Source organism: Curtobacterium sp. GD1, assembly GCF_020882855.1.
Lineage (GTDB): Bacteria > Actinomycetota > Actinomycetes > Actinomycetales > Microbacteriaceae > Curtobacterium.
Map to the genome: position 1 here is coordinate 1 of NZ_JAFEVQ010000039.1, position 17,227 is coordinate 17,227.

19 protein-coding genes are annotated in these 17,227 nt (G+C 71.6%); 8 read left to right on the forward strand and 11 right to left on the reverse strand.

Features of this window, described 5'->3' with window-relative positions; all coding sequences use genetic code 11:
• The coding region (locus JSX79_RS16390; RefSeq protein WP_229087161.1) for a RimK family alpha-L-glutamate ligase at positions 1 to 920 on the reverse strand (920 nt) is incomplete at its 3' end.
• A gap of 60 nt (positions 921 to 980) precedes the next feature.
• A complete protein-coding gene (locus tag JSX79_RS16395; protein WP_229087162.1) occupies positions 981 to 1,823 on the reverse strand; it encodes a helix-turn-helix transcriptional regulator in 843 nt (280 codons plus the stop codon).
• Positions 1,824 to 1,876: 53 nt separating this feature from the next.
• Between JSX79_RS16395 and JSX79_RS16400 the strand changes: the two genes are divergently transcribed.
• On the forward strand, positions 1,877 to 2,668 hold the full coding sequence (locus tag JSX79_RS16400; protein ID WP_229087163.1) for an SDR family oxidoreductase: 792 nt from the start codon (positions 1,877 to 1,879) through the stop codon (positions 2,666 to 2,668).
• 36 nt (positions 2,669 to 2,704) lie between these two features.
• On the opposite strand, the gene JSX79_RS16405 is transcribed toward JSX79_RS16400, so the two are convergent.
• The 4 genes from JSX79_RS16405 to JSX79_RS16420 form a co-directional block, all read right to left on the reverse strand.
• Positions 2,705 to 3,163: a hypothetical protein gene (locus JSX79_RS16405; protein ID WP_229087164.1), complete on the reverse strand. Its 459-nt coding sequence runs from the start codon at positions 3,161 to 3,163 to the stop codon at positions 2,705 to 2,707.
• Positions 3,164 to 3,220: 57 nt separating this feature from the next.
• Positions 3,221 to 3,760 carry a DUF4287 domain-containing protein gene (locus tag JSX79_RS16410; RefSeq protein WP_229087165.1) on the reverse strand — a complete coding sequence of 180 codons (540 nt, stop codon included), beginning with the start codon at positions 3,758 to 3,760 and terminating at the stop codon, positions 3,221 to 3,223.
• A gap of 92 nt (positions 3,761 to 3,852) precedes the next feature.
• Entirely contained in the window at positions 3,853 to 4,203 is a 351-nt protein-coding gene (locus JSX79_RS16415) for a hypothetical protein (protein ID WP_229087166.1), read from the reverse strand.
• Between the two features lie 45 nt (positions 4,204 to 4,248).
• A complete protein-coding gene (locus tag JSX79_RS16420) occupies positions 4,249 to 4,473 on the reverse strand; it encodes a hypothetical protein (RefSeq protein ID WP_229087167.1) in 225 nt (74 codons plus the stop codon).
• Between the two features lie 127 nt (positions 4,474 to 4,600).
• On the opposite strand from JSX79_RS16420, the gene JSX79_RS16425 reads away from it, so the two are divergent.
• Together JSX79_RS16425 and JSX79_RS16430 are read left to right on the forward strand one after the other, a co-directional pair.
• Positions 4,601 to 5,071 carry a YbaK/EbsC family protein gene (locus JSX79_RS16425; RefSeq protein WP_071296066.1) on the forward strand — a complete coding sequence of 157 codons (471 nt, stop codon included), beginning with the start codon at positions 4,601 to 4,603 and terminating at the stop codon, positions 5,069 to 5,071.
• A complete protein-coding gene (locus JSX79_RS16430; RefSeq protein ID WP_229087168.1) occupies positions 5,071 to 5,988 on the forward strand; it encodes a pentapeptide repeat-containing protein in 918 nt (305 codons plus the stop codon). The genes JSX79_RS16425 and JSX79_RS16430 overlap by 1 nt, the downstream gene beginning before the upstream one ends.
• On the opposite strand, the gene rsmA is transcribed toward JSX79_RS16430, so the two are convergent.
• From rsmA to rsmI, 4 genes are all read right to left on the reverse strand, one after another.
• Positions 5,933 to 6,784, reverse strand: a complete 852-nt coding sequence (gene rsmA / locus JSX79_RS16435) for a 16S rRNA (adenine(1518)-N(6)/adenine(1519)-N(6))-dimethyltransferase RsmA (RefSeq protein WP_229087169.1) — start codon at positions 6,782 to 6,784, stop codon at positions 5,933 to 5,935. The genes JSX79_RS16430 and rsmA overlap by 56 nt on opposite strands.
• Entirely contained in the window at positions 6,784 to 7,692 is a 909-nt protein-coding gene (locus JSX79_RS16440; protein WP_070418098.1) for a TatD family hydrolase, read from the reverse strand. The genes rsmA and JSX79_RS16440 overlap by 1 nt, the downstream gene beginning before the upstream one ends.
• A complete protein-coding gene (metG, locus tag JSX79_RS16445) occupies positions 7,689 to 9,266 on the reverse strand; it encodes a methionine--tRNA ligase (RefSeq protein WP_092385954.1) in 1,578 nt (525 codons plus the stop codon). Before metG ends, JSX79_RS16440 begins: the two co-directional genes overlap by 4 nt.
• A gap of 121 nt (positions 9,267 to 9,387) precedes the next feature.
• Positions 9,388 to 10,209, reverse strand: a complete 822-nt coding sequence (rsmI, locus tag JSX79_RS16450) for a 16S rRNA (cytidine(1402)-2'-O)-methyltransferase (RefSeq protein ID WP_070418096.1) — start codon at positions 10,207 to 10,209, stop codon at positions 9,388 to 9,390.
• Between the two features lie 66 nt (positions 10,210 to 10,275).
• On the opposite strand from rsmI, the gene JSX79_RS16455 reads away from it, so the two are divergent.
• Positions 10,276 to 11,907, forward strand: coding sequence for a dolichyl-phosphate-mannose--protein mannosyltransferase (locus JSX79_RS16455; protein WP_229087170.1), 1,632 nt, complete (start codon positions 10,276 to 10,278; stop codon positions 11,905 to 11,907).
• Positions 11,908 to 11,948: 41 nt separating this feature from the next.
• Here JSX79_RS16455 and JSX79_RS16460 read toward each other — a convergent pair whose 3' ends face one another.
• Positions 11,949 to 12,596: a TetR/AcrR family transcriptional regulator gene (locus tag JSX79_RS16460; RefSeq protein WP_071296070.1), complete on the reverse strand. Its 648-nt coding sequence runs from the start codon at positions 12,594 to 12,596 to the stop codon at positions 11,949 to 11,951.
• Between the two features lie 166 nt (positions 12,597 to 12,762).
• On the opposite strand from JSX79_RS16460, the gene JSX79_RS16465 reads away from it, so the two are divergent.
• The 4 genes from JSX79_RS16465 to JSX79_RS16480 all read left to right on the forward strand — a co-directional run bounded on the left by JSX79_RS16465 (position 12,763) and on the right by JSX79_RS16480 (position 17,225).
• Positions 12,763 to 14,304: an MFS transporter gene (locus JSX79_RS16465; RefSeq protein WP_071302831.1), complete on the forward strand. Its 1,542-nt coding sequence runs from the start codon at positions 12,763 to 12,765 to the stop codon at positions 14,302 to 14,304.
• A 179-nt stretch (positions 14,305 to 14,483) separates the two neighbouring features.
• Positions 14,484 to 15,044 (forward strand): MOSC domain-containing protein, encoded by a 561-nt coding sequence (locus JSX79_RS16470; RefSeq protein WP_070418093.1) that lies wholly within the window; start codon positions 14,484 to 14,486, stop codon positions 15,042 to 15,044.
• A gap of 83 nt (positions 15,045 to 15,127) precedes the next feature.
• Positions 15,128 to 16,021, forward strand: a complete 894-nt coding sequence (locus JSX79_RS16475) for a sulfurtransferase (protein ID WP_229087171.1) — start codon at positions 15,128 to 15,130, stop codon at positions 16,019 to 16,021.
• A gap of 136 nt (positions 16,022 to 16,157) precedes the next feature.
• Positions 16,158 to 17,225, forward strand: a complete 1,068-nt coding sequence (locus JSX79_RS16480) for an NAD(P)-dependent oxidoreductase (protein WP_229087172.1) — start codon at positions 16,158 to 16,160, stop codon at positions 17,223 to 17,225.
• Positions 17,226 to 17,227: the final 2 nt, after the last annotated feature.

Consider the following 17,227-nt stretch of genomic DNA (forward strand, 5'->3'; position numbering starts at 1 on the left):
GGCGCGGTCTCCTCGACGGCGGGGTTGTAGTTCGTGTTCGTGTTGATGTCGTAGACGACCGTGCGACCGTCCGTCGTCTCCATGAACTCGACGCCCGCGATCTGGATCCGCTGCTCGGCGAGGAACCCGCGGAGCTGCTGGACGAGCGGGTGCTCGGCGGTGACCTCCGTGCGGACGCTGAACGCCGGGGGTGCCCCGGCGACCTCGGTGCCGGGGACGTCGCAGACAGCACCCGCGATGACCTGCGGGACCTCGCACGCGTCGGCCGGGCACAGCTCGAAGCTGCCGGCGCTCGTGTCGACGCGGACGGCGTAGACGAACTCGCCACCGACGAACTCGGCGCGCGTGATGAACGGCTCGCGGGCCGTGAGGTACTCCTGCAGCAGGGTGATGCCGTCGACGGGCTCCTCGAACTCCGGGCTGTCGACGTAGGCGTCGAACTCGGCGAGCGAGTCGAACCGGCGGACGCCGAGGCCCTTGCCGCCCTGGTTGTGCTTCGTGATGAACGGGACGTCCTGGCCGCCGGTGAAGTCGTGGGCCGCCTGCTTGAGCGTCGTGCGCCCGAAGACGGCCGTGGTGCGGGGCACGTCGAACCCGGCGTTCCGGAGCAGTCCGTGCTGGGCGACCTTCGAGACCTCGAGCTCGAGGACGTGGCTGCCGCCGACGACCGGTCGACCGGCGCGCTCGAGCCAGCCGAGGACCGCGCGGGTGTACTCCTTCGAGTGCTCGTGCCCGCGCGTGTGGGAGCTCGCCGACATCCGCGACCAGTACACGCCCGGTTCGGGGTCGGCTGCGAGGTCGATCTGTCCCTCGGTGAGGAGGATCTCCTCGACGGGGACCCCCTCGGCCTCGAAGGCAGCGGCGAGCGGCGGGAACCACTCGGGGTTCTCGTGGATGACGTACACGCGGGGAGTGCTCACCTCGCCACCCTAGGCACGGCCTGCCGGGAGTCGCCAGGTGTGTGACGCGGGTTTACTCCGTCAGCGGGCGAAGGTCTGCTGGCCGACGACGCCGAGGAGCTCGAGCTTCTGCGCGTCCTCGCTGCCCGTCGGTGCCGTGAAGAGCAGCAGCGCCTGCGTCTGGCTCGTCGTGTGGAGCACCTGGCAGTCCACGCTGATGCGACCGAGCTCGGGGTGGACGAACGTCTTGTGGTCCTCCCACCGGCTCGCCACCTCGTGCAGGGACCACAGCGCTCGGAAGTCCGCGCTGTTCGCCTCGAGGTCGGCGATGAGCTCCGCTGCCCGGGTGTCCGTCGGTCCCGCGGCGCCGACCGCGGCGCGGAGTGCGGCGACCTGTGCCCGGGCGAGCCGCTCGTGCTCCTCCGGCGCGTACTTCGCCCGTTCGTAGCCCGTCATGAACCAGCGCCACGGCTGGTACCGCTCGTTGCCCGGCAACCCCGTGGTCGTGCCGAGGAGCGCCGCCCCGAGCCGGTTCTCGACGAGGGTCTCCCCCAGGTCGTTCACCACGATCGCCGGGGTGTCCTCGAGGCGGTCGAGCACCCGGAGGATCGCGGGGTCCACGTGGTCGGAACGGTGGACCCGTGCGGGCGCGTTGTGCCCGGCGAGGCGGAACAGGTGGTCGCGCTCGTCGAGGCTGCAGCGGAGCGCCCGGGCGATCGCCGCCACCATCTGCTCGGACGGCTGCGGTCCGCGCTGCTGCTCGAGGCGCGTGTAGTAGTCGGCGGACATCCCCGCCAGCGCGGCGACCTCCTCGCGCCGGAGGCCCGGCGTGCGGCGGCGCTGCCCGGATCCGAGTCCGACGTCCTCGGGGCGCAGCAGTTCGCGGCGGCGGCGGAGGAAGTCGGCGAGCCCGGGGCGGTCCATGCCTTCATCGTGCACCGGGCCCGGCGACCGTGCCAGGGATCGGCGGTCCCCCGATGACGGCGCTCTGGTTCGGGCGGTCGGGCGGGTGGATCGTGGTCGTCATGGACATCACGAACTCCACCGTCTTCATCCCCGGCGCGACCTCGGGCATCGGCCTCGGGCTGGCCCAGCGCCTGCAGGCAGCGGGCAGCACCGTCGTCATCGGCGGCCGACGTCGCGCCCTGCTCGACTCACTGCACGACGAGTACGGCTTCGGCACCGTCGAGCTCGACGTCACCGACCCGGCGTCGATCACCGCCGCGGCCGCCTCCGTCATCGATGCCTACCCGTCGCTCGACGCCCTCGTCACGATGTCGGGCATCATGCGCGCCGAGGACCTGCGATCGTCGGAGCACCTGGCAGACGCCGTCGCCACCGTCGAGACGAACCTGCTCGGCACCATCCGCCTCATCGACGCGTTCCTGCCGCACCTGCTCGGTCGTCCGGCGTCGACGATCGTCACCGTGTCGTCGGGGCTGGCGTACACACCGCTCGCCGCGACCCCGACCTACAGCGCCACGAAGGCCGCGGTGCACTCGTACACGCAGTCGCTCCGCCAGCAGCTGACCGGGTCGCCCGTCTCGGTGCTCGAGCTCGTGCCGCCGGCGGTCGCCACGGACCTGATGGGCGAGGGCGTCGACTTCGGCGGGATGCCGCTGTCCTCGTTCCTCGACGAGGTGGTGTCGCTGCTGCAGGGCGGCGCCGCGCCGGAGATCCTGGTGCAGAACGTGCTGCCGCTGCGGTGGTCGGAGCGGGACGGGACGCAGCAGCAGCTCATCGAGGCGCTGGCGTCGCGGGGGCACTGACGACCGGCTCGCCTTCGGTGGCGCCGTCCGCCTCGCTCAGTCGGTGGCGCCGTCCGCCTCGCCGCGGGCTCCGCGCCGTCGGATCACGCCGTCGAGGATCCGGTTGACGAGTCGCCAGGCCGGCCACGCGAGGGCCCCGACCAGCGCCGTGTCGACCGGGCGGCCGAGCGCGCGGATCACGACGTACGCGCCGGTCATCGCCAGGCCGGTCGACAGGGCGGCGTTGAGGCGGCGGGGCGTCCAGCCCTGGCCGTGGCTGTGGTCGTGGTCGTGGTGGTGGTGGTCGCCGGCGCCGTCCCCGTCGTCATCGTCGGGGAGGCGGTCGAACGTGATCCCCCACGCGACGAACAGCCCGCCCAGCACGACGGCCACCCACGCGGCGTCGTCGGACGGATCCCGGAGGAGCGCGAGCACGGCGAAGACCACGATGGCGCACCCTGCGACCACTGCCGTGAGCAGGAGGACGAGTGCGGAACGGGAACGCGGTGCAGACACCCGTCGAAGCCTAGGGCCATCCGATCGATCCGCGCGTGCCCCGTTCGGGACCCCGGATCAGAGTGCCGCGAGCAGGTCCTGGAGCTCCGCCTTGGCGTCGGGCATGCGTTCCGGTCCGGTGAGCCGTTCCCGCTGCACGGCGATCCGGACCGTGCCCGCCCTGGGGCCGTCCTCGGTGGTGAGCAGCACCGACTCGCGATCGGGGAACGTCCACCGCGCCGACGGCCGCTTCCCGCCCCGGCGTTCCGAGGTCGGGGCGAACCCGAACGCCGTCGTGCAGACCGGCACGACCCCGTCGAGCACCGTCTCGCGCTCCCCGGGCACCTGGCGCGACGCCGACACCGCGAACGAGCCGTCCGATCGTTGCCCGGGGATCCGGAGGCCCCGCGCCTGCTCGTACCCGATCGTGACGCCCTGCGCCCACCACGGCTCGACGCCCTGTTCGACGATCCAGGCGGCGATGGCGGTGTGCCCGATCGTCCGTCCGTCGATCTCGTCGATGCGGGCGTACCAGTCGTCCGGGGTGCGACCGGTCGCCGCGAGCACGTTGTCGGCGGCCATCCCCTGCGCGTGCGATCGCACCGTCCCGTCGGTCATGCGGCCATCGTAGGGGCGGTGCGATCGCATCACGCTCGTGATCTCGTCAGCTCGCGGATCCGGACCGCAGTCGCCGCGCAGCATCGACGCCGTCAGGCGAGATGAGGAGCGGGAGTTCCTCGCGCCGAACGGTGCCGAACGCGACGTCGCACGTGACGATGGCGCTGACTTCGGCGGCGATCGCGGTCGCGACCTGAACTGCTCCCCGGGTGGTGAGCCCCCACGTCGACATCAGCGTCCTGGCCGATGTCGAACGCCGCGTCGAACACGTCGAGCTCGAGGAGCGTGGTGTACAGGATCGTGGTGTCCATCAGGTCGAGGCGGTCGAGGAACGCGACGGCCTCGACGTGATCCGGCTCGGAGGGGTTCAGGGCGCGCAGCACGAAACTGCTGTCGAGGAGTACCTGGTCCGGACGCGCGGTGCAGGTGGAGTAGGTGAGCACTCCGCGGTCACCGAACGCCGTCGGGCTGAGCGGCTCGAACACCGCTCAGACGGCGGTGCGTCGGAAGTGTTCGACCGGTGCGGGCCTGACCTCACCCTGGAACGAGTTCAGCGCGCGATGCAGCCGAACTCGACGTTCTTCCCGCGTCCCTTCGCGCGGCGGCGTTCGTGTGAGGATCGATGCCATCTCCGCCGCGGTGAACACGCGGACTCCGTGACGCACCACGGCCGGAGCGGTGTCGGTGGCTGGCGGTCGGTACTGGACGCTCATGGTGTCTCCTTCGGTTCGTCGGGACGACCGTAGGCGGGCACGGAGCCGGTCGGCAAACATGTTGGATTTCCATGACTTCGGGGCAGGTGCTCGCGCTCGACACCGCTTCCCACGAGGATGGACGGTGATGAACGACCGCCTCGCCACCGTCCAGCGCATCGTCGCCGAAGCCGGCATCGACGCGACCGCCCGGGAACTCCCCGACTCGACCCACAGCGCCGCGCAGGCCGCCGCCGCGCTCGGCACCGAACCGGGAGCGATCGCGAGCAGCCTGCTGTTCCTGGCCGACGGGGAACCCCTGCTCGCGATGACGTCCGGCCGGCACCGGGTCGACACCGACCTGCTCGCCGCCCAGATCGACGCGACCGAGCTCACCATGGCCACCGCGAAGCAGGTCCGCGAGATCACCGGGCAGCCGATCGGCGGCGTCTCGCCCGTCGGGCACCCGGCCCCGATCCGCACGGTGGTCGACGAGGCGCTCCGCGAGTACGACACGGTCTGGTCGGCGGCGGGGACCGCGAACAGCGTGCTCCCCCTGACCTTCGAGCAGTTGCTGTCGCTGACCGGTGGGACGGTCGTCCGGGTCAACGACCACTGATGGCGGCGCGGACGCGGGTCGAGCTGGGGCGACGAGAGGACCTCGGCGCCGACTGCGCGAACTGCTTCGGCCTGTGCTGCGTCGCCCTGGCGTTCGCGAAGTCCGCGGACTTCCCGTTCGACAAGGACGCCGGCGACCCGTGCACGAACCTCGACGACGCGGACGGCTGCCGGATCCACCCGCACCTGCGTGAGCGGGGCTTCTCCGGCTGCACGGTGTTCGACTGCTCGGGGGCCGGGCAGAAGGTCTCCCGGCACACCTTCGCGGGCCGCTCGTGGCGCGACGACCCCGAGACGCAGCGGTCCATGTTCGCCACGTTCCCGATCGTCCGACGACTCCACGACCTCCTGCGGTACCTCGACGAGGCGATCACCCTCGTGCGAGCGACACACGACGAGACCCCCTGGGTCGCGGGCTTCGAGCGCGTCCGCCTGCTGAGCGACGGGACGCCGGAGGACCTCGCCACCCTCGACGTCGACGCGGAGTACGACCGTGCCCGTCCGCTCCTGCTCGAGGCGAGTGCGATCGCGCGTCGGCAGGGTCCGGTCGGTGCCCACGACCAGCGAGTCGGTCCGGGGACGGACCTCGTCGGCGCGGACCTGCGCGGGGCCGACCTGCGCGGGGCGACGCTGCGGGGGTCGCTCGCCATCGCGGCGGACCTCCGGGGCGCCCGGTTGGACCGTTGCGATCTGCTCGGCGTGGACCTCCGCGACGCGGACCTACGCGGCACCGATCTCCGTGGCGCGGTGTTCCTCACGCAGATGCAGGTCAACGCGGCGCGAGGCGACGCGGCCACGGTCCTACAGGAGGGGTTCCAGCGCCCCGGGCATTGGAGCACGACGGCGGACGCGGCCGCCGGGGTCACTCCGCCGCGGCGAGGACCGTCCGGCCGAGCCGCACGAAGTCGTCGGCGCTGAGCATCTCGCCCCGAGCCGTCGGGTCGACCCCGCCGGCGGTGAGGAGATCCGACGCCCGGGCACTACTGCCGAGGACACCGGAGAGGCTCTGGCGGAGCATCTTCCGCCGCTGCTGGAACGCCCCGTCGACGAGCGCGAAGACCTGCGCCCGCAGTGCTTCGTCCCCGGGCGGGTCGTGCCGGTCGAACCCGACGAGGACACTGTCGACGTTCGGCACCGGCCAGAACACCTGCCGGCTGACCTGTCCGGCGATCGACCACGACCCGTACCAGGCGGCCTTCACGCTCGGCGCCCCGTAGACCTTGCTGCCGGGGCCCGCGGCGATGCGGTAGCCGACCTCGGCCTGCACCATGACGAGCGCCCGTTCGATCGACGGGAAGGTCGCCAGCAGGTGGAGCAGCACAGGGACGGAGACGTTGTAGGGCAGGTTCGCGACGACGTGCGTGGGCGCCTCGGGCAGGTCCGTCGCGGCGACGGTGAGGGCGTCCTGGTGGATGACCTCGAGCCGGGCCGCCGGTTGCATCGTGGCGACCGTGTTCGGCAGCTGGGCGGCGAGCCGGCCGTCGATCTCCACCGCGGTGACGGACGCGCCCGTCTCGGTCAACCCGAGCGTCAGCGAGCCGAGACCGGGACCGATCTCGAGCACCTTCGAGTCGGCGGTGACCCGACCGGACGCCACGATGCGACGGACGGTGTTCGCGTCGTGCACGAAGTTCTGGCCGAGCTTCTTCGTCGGCGTGACGTCGAGCTGGGCCGCGAGGTCCCGGATCTCCGCCGGGCCGAGGAGCGACGCCACTACTGCTCCACCGTCACGGGCTCGGCGTCCCACGCGCCGTAGACGAGCTCGGTGGTCGAGGCGATCTGTGCCGCGAGCATCGAGGCGTCGGTCCCGAGGGTCTCGGCCATCGACCGGAGGGTGAGCGGGATGAGGTACGGCGCGTTCGGGCGGCCGCGAAACGGCGTCGGCGTGAGGTACGGGGCGTCGGTCTCGACCATGATCAGGTGACGCGGTGCGACCTCGAGCGCGGCACGCAGGGGGGCCGCGTTCTTGAAGGTCACGGTGCCGGCGAACGACATGTACCAGCCGCGCTCCGCGCAGAGCCGGGCGAGGTCGGGACCGCCGGAGAAGCAGTGGAACACGGTCTTCTCGGGAGCGCCGACACGGTCGAGGACCTCGACCACGGCGTCGTGCGCGTCGCGGTCGTGGATCGTCAGCGCGAGGTCGTGCGCCTTCGCGATGCGGATGTGCTCCTCGAACGAACGGACCTGGGCGTCGCGGCCGTCCTCGCCGGTGCGGAAGAAATCGAGACCGGTCTCACCGATCGCCCGGACCCGGGGCAGTGCCGCGAGCCGTTCGATGCCGGCGAGGTGCTCGTCGAGGAGACCCTGTTCCTGCAGCGACGGCGCCTCGTTCGGGTGCAGCGCCACCGCGGCGAGGACCCGGGGTTCCCGTGCGGCGATGGCCGCCGACCACTCCGAGGTGGCCAGGTCGGTGCCGACCTGCACGACACCGCGGACGCCGACGCTCGACGCGCGGTCGAGGTGTTCCCGGTAGTCGAGCGCGCCGTCGCCGCCGTCGGCGATCTCCATGTGGGTGTGGTTGTCGTAGACCGGGACGACGAGCGCCTCGGGCAGGGGCGGGTAGGTCAGGTCCCGCTTGGACCCGTCGCCGTCACCACGGGCGCGGAGGTGGGCGTCGGTCACGCTGCGCCCTGCTCCGACTGTTCGATGCGCGGGAACAACCCGGACTCGAGCGGGACCACGGTCGAGGCACCCTGCCACTCCCAGGCACGGTCCACCCGCTGCTCGGCGATCGATCCGCCGGCGCCGATCGAGGCCCAGAGCTTCTCGGTCGCCTTCGGCATGACCGGCGAGAGCAGGACGGCAACGGTACCGAGCCCACGGAGCGCGGTGGCCAGGACGGTGCCGAGCCGCTCGCGCTGCGCGTCGTCCTTCGCCAGCGCCCACGGCTGCTGCTCGGTGATGTACCCGTTCAGCGCGTCGACGAGCTCCCACACCGCGGCGATGGCCTCGTGCGGGGCGAACGCGGCGATGGCGGCGTCGGCGCGCTCGGTGACGGAGACCGCGAGCGCGTCGATCGCTTCGTCGGACGAGGTCAGCGACCCACGCTCGGGCACCGCACCGTCGAAGTACTTCTGCAGCATCGCGACGAGTCGGGAGGCGAGGTTGCCGAAGCCGTTCGCGAGCTCGGCCTGGTAGCGGGCGGAGATGTCCTCCCAGCTGAAGTTGCCGTCCTGCCCGAAGGTGATGGCACGGAGGAAGTAGTAGCGGAAGGCGTCGGACCCGAACGTGTCGGTGATCTCCGACGGCGCGATCCCGGTCAGCTTCGACTTCGACATCTTCTCGCCGCCGACGAGCAGCCAGCCGTGGCCGAACACGCGCTCGGGGACGGGCAGACCGGCGGCCATGAGCATCGCCGGCCAGATCACCGCGTGGAACCGGGCGATGTCCTTGCCGACGATGTGCACGCTCGGCCAGAGGCGCTGGAAGGCCTCGTCGTCGTCGGTGCCGTACCCGAGCGCCGTGACGTAGTTGAGCAGGGCGTCGAACCACACGTAGAGGACGTGGTCGTGGTCCCAGGGGATCTGGATGCCCCAGTCGAAGCTCGACCGCGAGATCGACAGGTCGCGCAGACCCTGCTTGACGAACGAGATGATCTCGTTGCGGACGCTCTCCGGCTGGATGAACAGCGGGTTCGACTCGTACAGGTCGAGCAGGCGCTGCTCGAAGTCGGACATGCGGAAGAAGTAGTTGCGCTCGGACAGCACCTCGACCGGGATCGAGTGGATCGCGCAGACCTGCTGCCCCTCGTACGCACCGGTGCCGGGGACGAGGTCGCTCGGCTGCTTGTACTCCTCGCAGCCCACGCAGTAGAAGCCCTCGAACTCGCCCGCGTAGATGTAGCCGTCGTCGTACAGCTTCTGCAGGAACGCCGTCACGCCGCGCTCGTGGCGCTCGTCCGTGGTGCGGATGAAGTCGTCGTTCGCCACGTCGACCGTGTCGAGGAGCGGCTTCCACGCCTCGGTCACGAGCCGGTCGGCCCATTCCTTGGGCGTGACGTCGTTGGCCGAGGCCGTCCGCAGGATCTTCTGCCCGTGCTCGTCGGTGCCGGTGAGCAGCCACGTGTCGTCGCCGCGCTGCCGGTGCCAGCGCGCGAGGACGTCCGCGGCGACCTCGGTGTAGGCGTGCCCGATGTGGGGCACGTCGTTCACGTAGAAGATCGGCGTGGTGATGCTGAACGAGGACCCGTCGGACATGCGGACCATCCTACGGGCGGGCGGGAGCCGCATGACGCGCCCCGCGCGCCACCTGTGGAGAACCGGACGGGAGGCGCGGTGCGTGTCCGGAACCGCGCCTCCAGTCCGGTGACGCTCGCGTCTACCGCGCCGCCAGCGCGCCCTCGTAGAGGTCGCGCTTCGACAGCCCCGTCGCGTCCGCGACGGCCGCGGCCGCCTCCTTCATGCGCGATCCGGCGGCCACACGCTCCAGCACGAGCCGGACGCCGTCCTCGATCGTCGTGTCGTCGAGCGCACCGGTCGACCCCTCGACGACCACGCAGATCTCACCGCGTACCCCGTCAGCTGCCCACGCCGCGAGCTCCGCGAGGGACCCGCGCCGGACCTCCTCGTGCAGCTTCGTCAGCTCGCGGCAGACGACCGCGCGCCGGTCGTCCCCGAAGCCCGCGGCCATGTCCGCGAGCGTGTCGCCCAACCGGTGCGGCGACTCGAAGAACACCATCGTCCGCTGCTCCCCGGCGAGCGACGCGAAGAGCCGCCGACGTTCCCCGCCCTTCCGCGTCGGGAACCCCTCGAAGCTGAAGCGGTCGGTCGGCAGCCCCGACACGGCGAGCGCCATGAGCACCGCCGAGGGTCCCGGCAGCGCGGTGACCGTGACCCCGGCGGCCGCAGCGGCCTCGACGAGGGGGAAGCCCGGGTCGCTGATGGCGGGCATGCCGGCGTCGGTGAGGACGACGACGTCCTCGTCCCGCGCGAGCTCGACGACCTCGGCTGCCTTCGCCCGTTCGTTGTGCTCGTGCAGTGCGATGAGGCGCGGGCGGTTCTCGATGCCGAGCGCCCGCATGAGGTGGATCGCGGTGCGGGTGTCCTCGGCGGCGACCACACTCGCGTTCGAGAGGGTCTCGACCAACCTCCGGGAGGCGTCTCCGAGGTTGCCGATGGGCGTTGCTGCGAGCACGATCACGGGACCATTGTGGTCGCCTGAGCGCGACAGCGGAGACATGGCGTCGGTCCGTAGGATGCTCTCTCGATGACCAGCGAGCTGACCGACGACCGCACCGCCGTCCCCGACGGGCCGGTCGGCTCCCGTCTCGACGACTGGTGGGGGCGCACGCTCTCCACCGCCAGGCGCGTCGCCGTCTGGCGCTGGGCCGGGCCCCTGGCCGTCGCGCTGCTGGCCGCGGTGCTGCGGCTCGTCGCCCTCGGGCACCCGCACTCGCTCGTGTTCGACGAGACGTACTACGTCAAGGACGGCTGGTCGATCGTGCACCTCGGGTACGAGGGCACCTGGCCGGGCAACCCCGCCGACAGCTCCCAGCCGACGACGGACCAGCGGTTCGCGTCCGGTGAGACCTCGCTGTTCACCAGCGCTGCGGAGTTCATCGCGCACCCGCCGCTCGGCAAGTACCTCATCGGCCTCGGGATGCTCCTGTTCGGCGCGGACAACTCGTTCGGCTGGCGGTTCGCCGTGGCCGTGCTCGGCATCGCGACCGTGTTCCTCACGGCGGTCATCGCCCGGTCGCTCTTCCGCTCGACGCTGGTCGGCACCCTCGCCGGCTTCCTGCTCGCGATCGACGGGCAGGCGATCGTGCTGTCCCGTGTGAGCCTGCTCGACGGGATCCTGACGTTCTTCGTGGTGCTCGGCTTCGGCGCACTGCTGCTCGACCGTCGCTGGACGTCCAGGCGGCTCGACGCCTGGGTCGCCCGGCGCACGGCAGCCGGCCGCGACACGCTCTGGGGACCGGTGCTCTGGTGGCGTCCGTGGCTGATCGCGATGGGGGTGGCGCTCGGACTCGCGACCGCGACGAAGTGGTCCGGCATGTACTTCCTCGCGTTCTTCGCGGTGTACTCCGTGCTGACCGACATGATGCTGCGGAAGCGGGCCGGCATCGAGTTCTGGTCCTCGAGCGCCTGGCTGCAGCAGGGACCGGCGTCGTTCCTGCTCACGGTGCCGATCGCGGCGGTCACCTACGTCGCGTCGTGGACCGGGTGGTTCGTGTCGAAGGACGGCTGGGACCGCGACTGGATCGCCACGGGCGGGCAGCGCTGGACCGGCGTGCTGTCGTGGGTGCCGGACAGCCTGCAGAACTGGTGGCACTACCAGTCCGAGATCTACGGCTTCAACATCGGCCTGCACACCCCGCACTCGTACCAGGCGAACCCACTGCTCTGGCTGGTCATGCAGCGGCCCACGTCGATGTACTACGTCGGCACGAACGCCGGCCAGGACGGCTGCACGGCGACCCGCTGCGGGGAGGCCATCACCGGCATCGCGAACCCGTTCATCTGGTACGCGGCGGTCATCGCGACCGTGGCGCTGCTGGTGCTCTGGATCCTGCGCCGCCGGTGGGAGTACGCCTTCGTCCTGATGGGCGTCGCGGCGGGGTACCTGCCGTGGCTGCTCTACGTGAACCGAACGGTGTTCCAGTTCTACACGGTCTCGTTCGAGCCCTTCATGGTGATGGCGCTCGCCGCGGCGATCGGGTTGGTGCTCGGGTCACGGGACGATCTCCGGCCACGCCGGACCCGAGCGGTCGTCTGGGTCGGCGTGTACCTCGGGGTCGTGGTGCTCGCGTCGGCGTACTGGTTCCCGATGTGGACCGGCATGCAGATGCCGTGGGACTTCGTCCGGTCGCACTACTGGGTGCCGAGCTGGTTGTAGCGCTCGGCCGCCGCGGTGCCGGGACTGCGGCGTGCGCGGCGTCAGGACTGCGCGTGCAGCGCTCGCTCGATCGACTCACGGTCGAGCGGGTCGCCGAGCATGGGTGCTTCCCGTTCGCCCGGGAGCACGCCCTCGATGAGGACCTCGGCGTAGCGGCGCCACGCGTTCGGGTCGTGCGCGCGGGTGGTGTCCGCGACGGCGCCGACCATCGAGGTGAGCATCGGCAGGTCGCGGTAGTCGAACCCGACCCGCACGACGCCGGCGTCCCGCGCACGGCGGATGATCTCGGAGACCTGGGTCTCGAGTCGATCGCGTTCCTGCACGATCGACGGACGCGACTTGCCGGCACGTACGATGGCGTCGGCGAGGGCCCGGTCGCGTGCACGGAACTCGAACACGCCCATCAGGTACACCCGCAGGGACTCGCGCGGATCGGACTCGTCCGCCGCACGCGCCGCGGCGTCGTTCATCGCCTCGAACTTGGTGGCGAGCAGCGCCTCGATCAGGGAGTCCTTGTCGGCGAAGCGGCGGTAGACCGTCCCGACGCCGACCCCGGCCTCGTGCGCGATGTCGTTCAGCGTGACCGACAACCCGCGTTCCGCGAAGCACTTGCGTGCCGTCTGCAGGATCAGCTCGCGGTTGCGTGCTGCGTCGGCGCGGAGGGGGCGCTCGAGGTCGGTGGTGCTCACGGCCTCGACGCTAGTTGAACTTTCTGGGAATAAGCGGATGCGGACCTTCCGTTTCGGTCTACACTGGTCACAAGCGGATGCATCGCATCCGCTTCACCCCTCCCTCTCCCGGAGCGCCCGACGGCGCGTGCTCCACCATCCCTCCACCTTCTCGAAGGAGGCTGCCGTGACGGCAGAACAGACCGTGCCGACCCCCACCGGGACAGCACCCACGACTTCCGGCTCCACGCCCGACAAGAGCAACCACCGCTGGATCGCCCTGGCGGTCATCGCCCTCGCGCAGCTGATGGTCGTGCTCGACGCGACGATCGTCAACATCGCACTGCCCTCGGCCCAGGCCGACCTCGACTTCGGCACCGACCAGCGCCAGTGGATCGTCACGGCGTACTCGCTCGCGTTCGGGTCGCTGCTGCTCCTCGGCGGGCGGCTCGGCGACCTCTTCGGCCGGAAGAACACCTTCATCATCGGACTCGTCGGCTTCGCCGTGGCGTCCGTGCTCGGCGGCCTGGCGGACTCGTTCGGCCTGCTCGTCGCCGCTCGTGCACTGCAGGGCGTGTTCGGCGCGCTCCTCGCCCCCTCCGCGCTGGGCATGCTGACGACCACCTTCCGCGACCCGAAGGAACGCGGCCGTGCGTTCGGCATCTTCGGGTCGATCGCCGGCTCGGGTGCCGCGATCGGCCTGCTCCTCGGCGGCGTGCTCACCGAGTACGCGTCGTGGCGCTGGTGCCTCTACGTGAACGTCGTGTTCGCGGTGCTCGGCGTGATCGGCGCCCTGGTGTTCATGGCGAAGCCGCCGAAGGTCGAACGCCCGCGCATCGACGTCGCCGGCGTCCTCACGATCACTGCCGGCCTGGTCGGCGTCGTCTACGGCTTCTCGAACGCCGAGACCAACGGCTGGGACTCCCCGGTCACGATCGTCATGCTCGCCGCGGGCGTGGTGCTCATCGCGGCGTTCGTCTTCATCGAGACCCGCGTCGCGCACCCGCTGCTGCCGCTCCGGGTCGTGCTCGACCGTGACCGCGGTGGCTCGTTCATCGCGATCGGCCTGGTGGCGATCGGCATGTTCGGTATCTTCCTGTTCCTGACCTACTACCTCGAGCAGACCCTCGGGTTCAGCTCGCTGCAGACGGGTCTGGCGTTCCTGCCGATGCCCCTCTCGATCATGATCTCGGCGACGCAGATCGGCGGTCGCCTGCTCCCCCGCGTCGGGCCGAAGGTGCTCATCTTCGCCGGTGGTCTCGTCGCGTCGATCGGTCTGCTGCTGCTCCTCCGCACGGACCTCGACAGCTCCTACGCGGGCACCGTCCTGCCGGCGCTCATCGTGATCGGCCTCGGCATGGGCACGATCTTCTCGTCCGCGATGAACACCGCGACGACCGGGGTCGCCCGTGCCGACGCTGGCGTGGCCTCGGCGACGGTGAACACGATGCAGCAGATCGGCGGCTCGATCGGCACCGCGCTCCTGTCGACGATCTTCGCGGACGTCGTGGCGAACAGCCTCTCCGGGCTCTCCGCGGCGCCGACGAAGCTCCAGCAGGCGCAGGCCGTGCTCGACGGGTACCACGTGGCGTTCGGCATCTCGGCGGGCGTGCTCGTCCTGGTCGCCCTGGCCGGTGGGCTCCTCATCAACCGCCAGTCGGTGCGGCTCGCGAAGCTCGAGCACGCCAGCGCGGCGACGACGGGCAGCATCCCGACCGCGGCGCACTGACCCGTCCCGCTCGACACGAACGGCCCGTCCCGGTTCTCCGGGGCGGGCCGTTCGTCGCTCGCGGCCTCGCCCTGGGTTGCACGCGGTCTTCGACAACCCGCGGGTGGATCGACTCGCGGAACGTCGCACTCCGCGCGGGACCCCTCGCGCCCCGACCCGATCCGCGCCAGGATCGAGGGGTGACCGAACACCAGGAAGACCACGCCGCCGTCGTCTCCGTCAGCCGCGACACCGACCACCGGTTCAGCAAGCCGGTCGTGGACGAGGTCGTGCTCGTCGCCGGCTGGGGCATCGAGGGCGACGCACACGCCGGCACCACCGTCCAGCACCGGTCCCGGGTCGCGCGGGACCCCTCGCAGCCGAACCTGCGGCAGGTCCACCTGCTGCACACCGAACTCTTCGACGAGGTCGCCGAGGCCGGGTACGAAGTCGCCCCGGGCCAGATGGGCGAGAACGTCACAACCCGCGGCGTCGACCTGCTCGGGTTGCCGACCGACACGCTCCTGCACCTCGGCGACGACGCCTGCGTCCGCGTGACCGGCCTGCGGAACCCGTGCCAGCAGATCAACGACTTCGAGCCCGGGCTCCTGCGCGCCGTGCTCGGTCGCGCCGAGGACGGCTCGGTCGAGCGCAAGGGCGGCGTGATGGCCGTCGTCGTCACCGGCGGGGTCGTCCGCCCCGGGGACCGTATCCGCGTCGAGGTCCCCGCCGGCACGCCGGAACCGCTCCGTCCGGTCTGACGATCCGCCGCAGGGCGCGGCCCGGTTGCGTCGTGTGTCGGTTTCCCTCGCACACGTCAGGGGTGCCGATTACCCTTTCCGGCATGGCCCCCGTCCTGACCTCGCCGCTCGTGTCGACGCAGTGGCTCGCAGACCACCTCGGTGCTGACGAGCTCGTCGTGCTCGACGCGTCCGTGCACACCGCGGGGACCGGTCTCGAGACGACGTGGCAGACGGCGCGGGACTCCTACGAGCAGCGCGGACACGTCCCAGGAGCGCGGTACGCCGACCTCGTCGAGGCGTTCTCGACGCCCGACGCCGAGGTCCCGTTCACCCGACCCGGCGCCGAGCGGTTCGAGTCCGCCGCCGGCGACCTCGGCGTGACGAACACCTCGACGGTCGTGGTCTACGACGACAGCGTCGGCGAGTGGTCGGCGCGGCTCTGGTGGATCTTCCGCTCGTTCGGCTTCGACTCCGTCGCAGTGCTCGACGGGGGCTTCACGAAGTGGCGGGACGAGGGTCGCCCGGTGCGCGTCGGCGCGCTCCGATCGGCGCCGAAGCCAGCGTCGACCCCGGCGTCGCACGTGGGCGACGCGACGGCGACCACGACCTTCCTCGCGGGCGAGGAGCGTCCGCTCTGGGCCGACCACGAACGAGTCCTCCGTGCCGTCTCGGGCGAGCAGCCCGCGTCGCTGGTGTTCGCCGCGCCCGAGTCCGCCCTCGGCGCCGAGCACCCGCCGATCGTCCCCGGCAGCACCCCGATCACCGTGGACACGCTCGTGGACCCCGCGACGAACGCCTACCTGCGCCGTCCCGCCCTCGAGCAGGCCTTCGCATCGGTACTCGACGCCGACGAGATCGTGACCTACTGCGGTGTCGGCAGTGCCGCGTGCGTCGACGCCCTCGCGCTGACGGTGCTCGGCCACGAGAAGGTCCGGGTCTACGACGGGTCCCTGCTCGACTGGTGGCGGCGCGAGCCCGAGGCGCTGGCCTCCTAGCCCGACGCCGGTGACACCGGCGGCCGACACCGGTGACACCGGCAGCCGACACCGGCGGCCGACCCCGGCGCCACCGGCGGCCGACGCCGGCGGCCGTCTCGGGTGGCCCGACACCCGCGCCGACTACCGTTGACCCATGAGCACCAGACGCGCGGTCGTCCTCGGCGGTACCGGCGGGATCGGTTCGGCCGTCGCGCGTGCGCTCCTCGACGCCTCCGGACGCGGCGGCGACGACTGGCAGGTGGACGTGGTCGCCCGGCGCGGTGGCCCCGTCGCCGACGAACTCACCGCGGCGGGAGCGACGTTCACCCCGGGCAACCGTCGCGACACCGCCGTCCTCCGCGACCTCCTCCGCCCCGGCGCCGACCTGCTGGTGGACACGGTCGGTCTCACCCGCGACGACGCCCGGCAGCTCCTGCCCTTCCTCGAGGACGTCGGCTCGACCGTGTTCGTGTCGTCGAAGGCCGTGTACGCCGACGAGCAGGGTCGGCACGCGAACTCGCTGGACAAGCCCGTGTTCGGCGGCGCGGTGACCGAGCTGCAGCCGACCGTCGCGGCGGGCGACGGCGACCCCACCGGTCGTGACGGCTACGGCGCCGCCAAGGTCGCCGCCGAACAGGTGCTGCTCGACCACGGCGCCCCGGTCACCGTGGTCCGGCCCTCGAAGGTGTACGGCGTCGGCATCGGTCGGCCGCGCGAGTGGTTCGTCGTCCGGCGGGCGCTGGACGGTCGGGAGCGCATCCTCCTCGCCGACCACGGCCGCAGCGTCGACCACACCACGGCCGCCAGCGGCATCGGTTCCCTCGTCCGCCTCGTCGCCGACGCACCGGACCGCCGCATCCTCAACGTCGCCGACGACACCGCGCCGAGCGTGCTCGAGATCGTCCGCACCATCGCCGGTCACCTCGACCACCCGTTCGACGAGGTCCTGCTCGACGCCGACGCCCCCGCGTTCGTGGGCACCACCCCGTGGACCACGCCGACGCCGTTCGTCCTCGACACCACCGCTGCGCGCTCCCTCGGGTGGGAGCCGCCCGTGTTCGCGACGGCGGTCCGGCCGGAGCTCGACTGGCTCGTCGAGACGGCACACGCGGTCCCGGTCGGCGGCGACGTGCCGTGGGCAGACGACCCGTTCTGGGACCGGCTGTTCGACTACGGCCCCGAGGATGCCGCCCTCGCCCTCCTGTCGCTCAGCGGGGACTGACG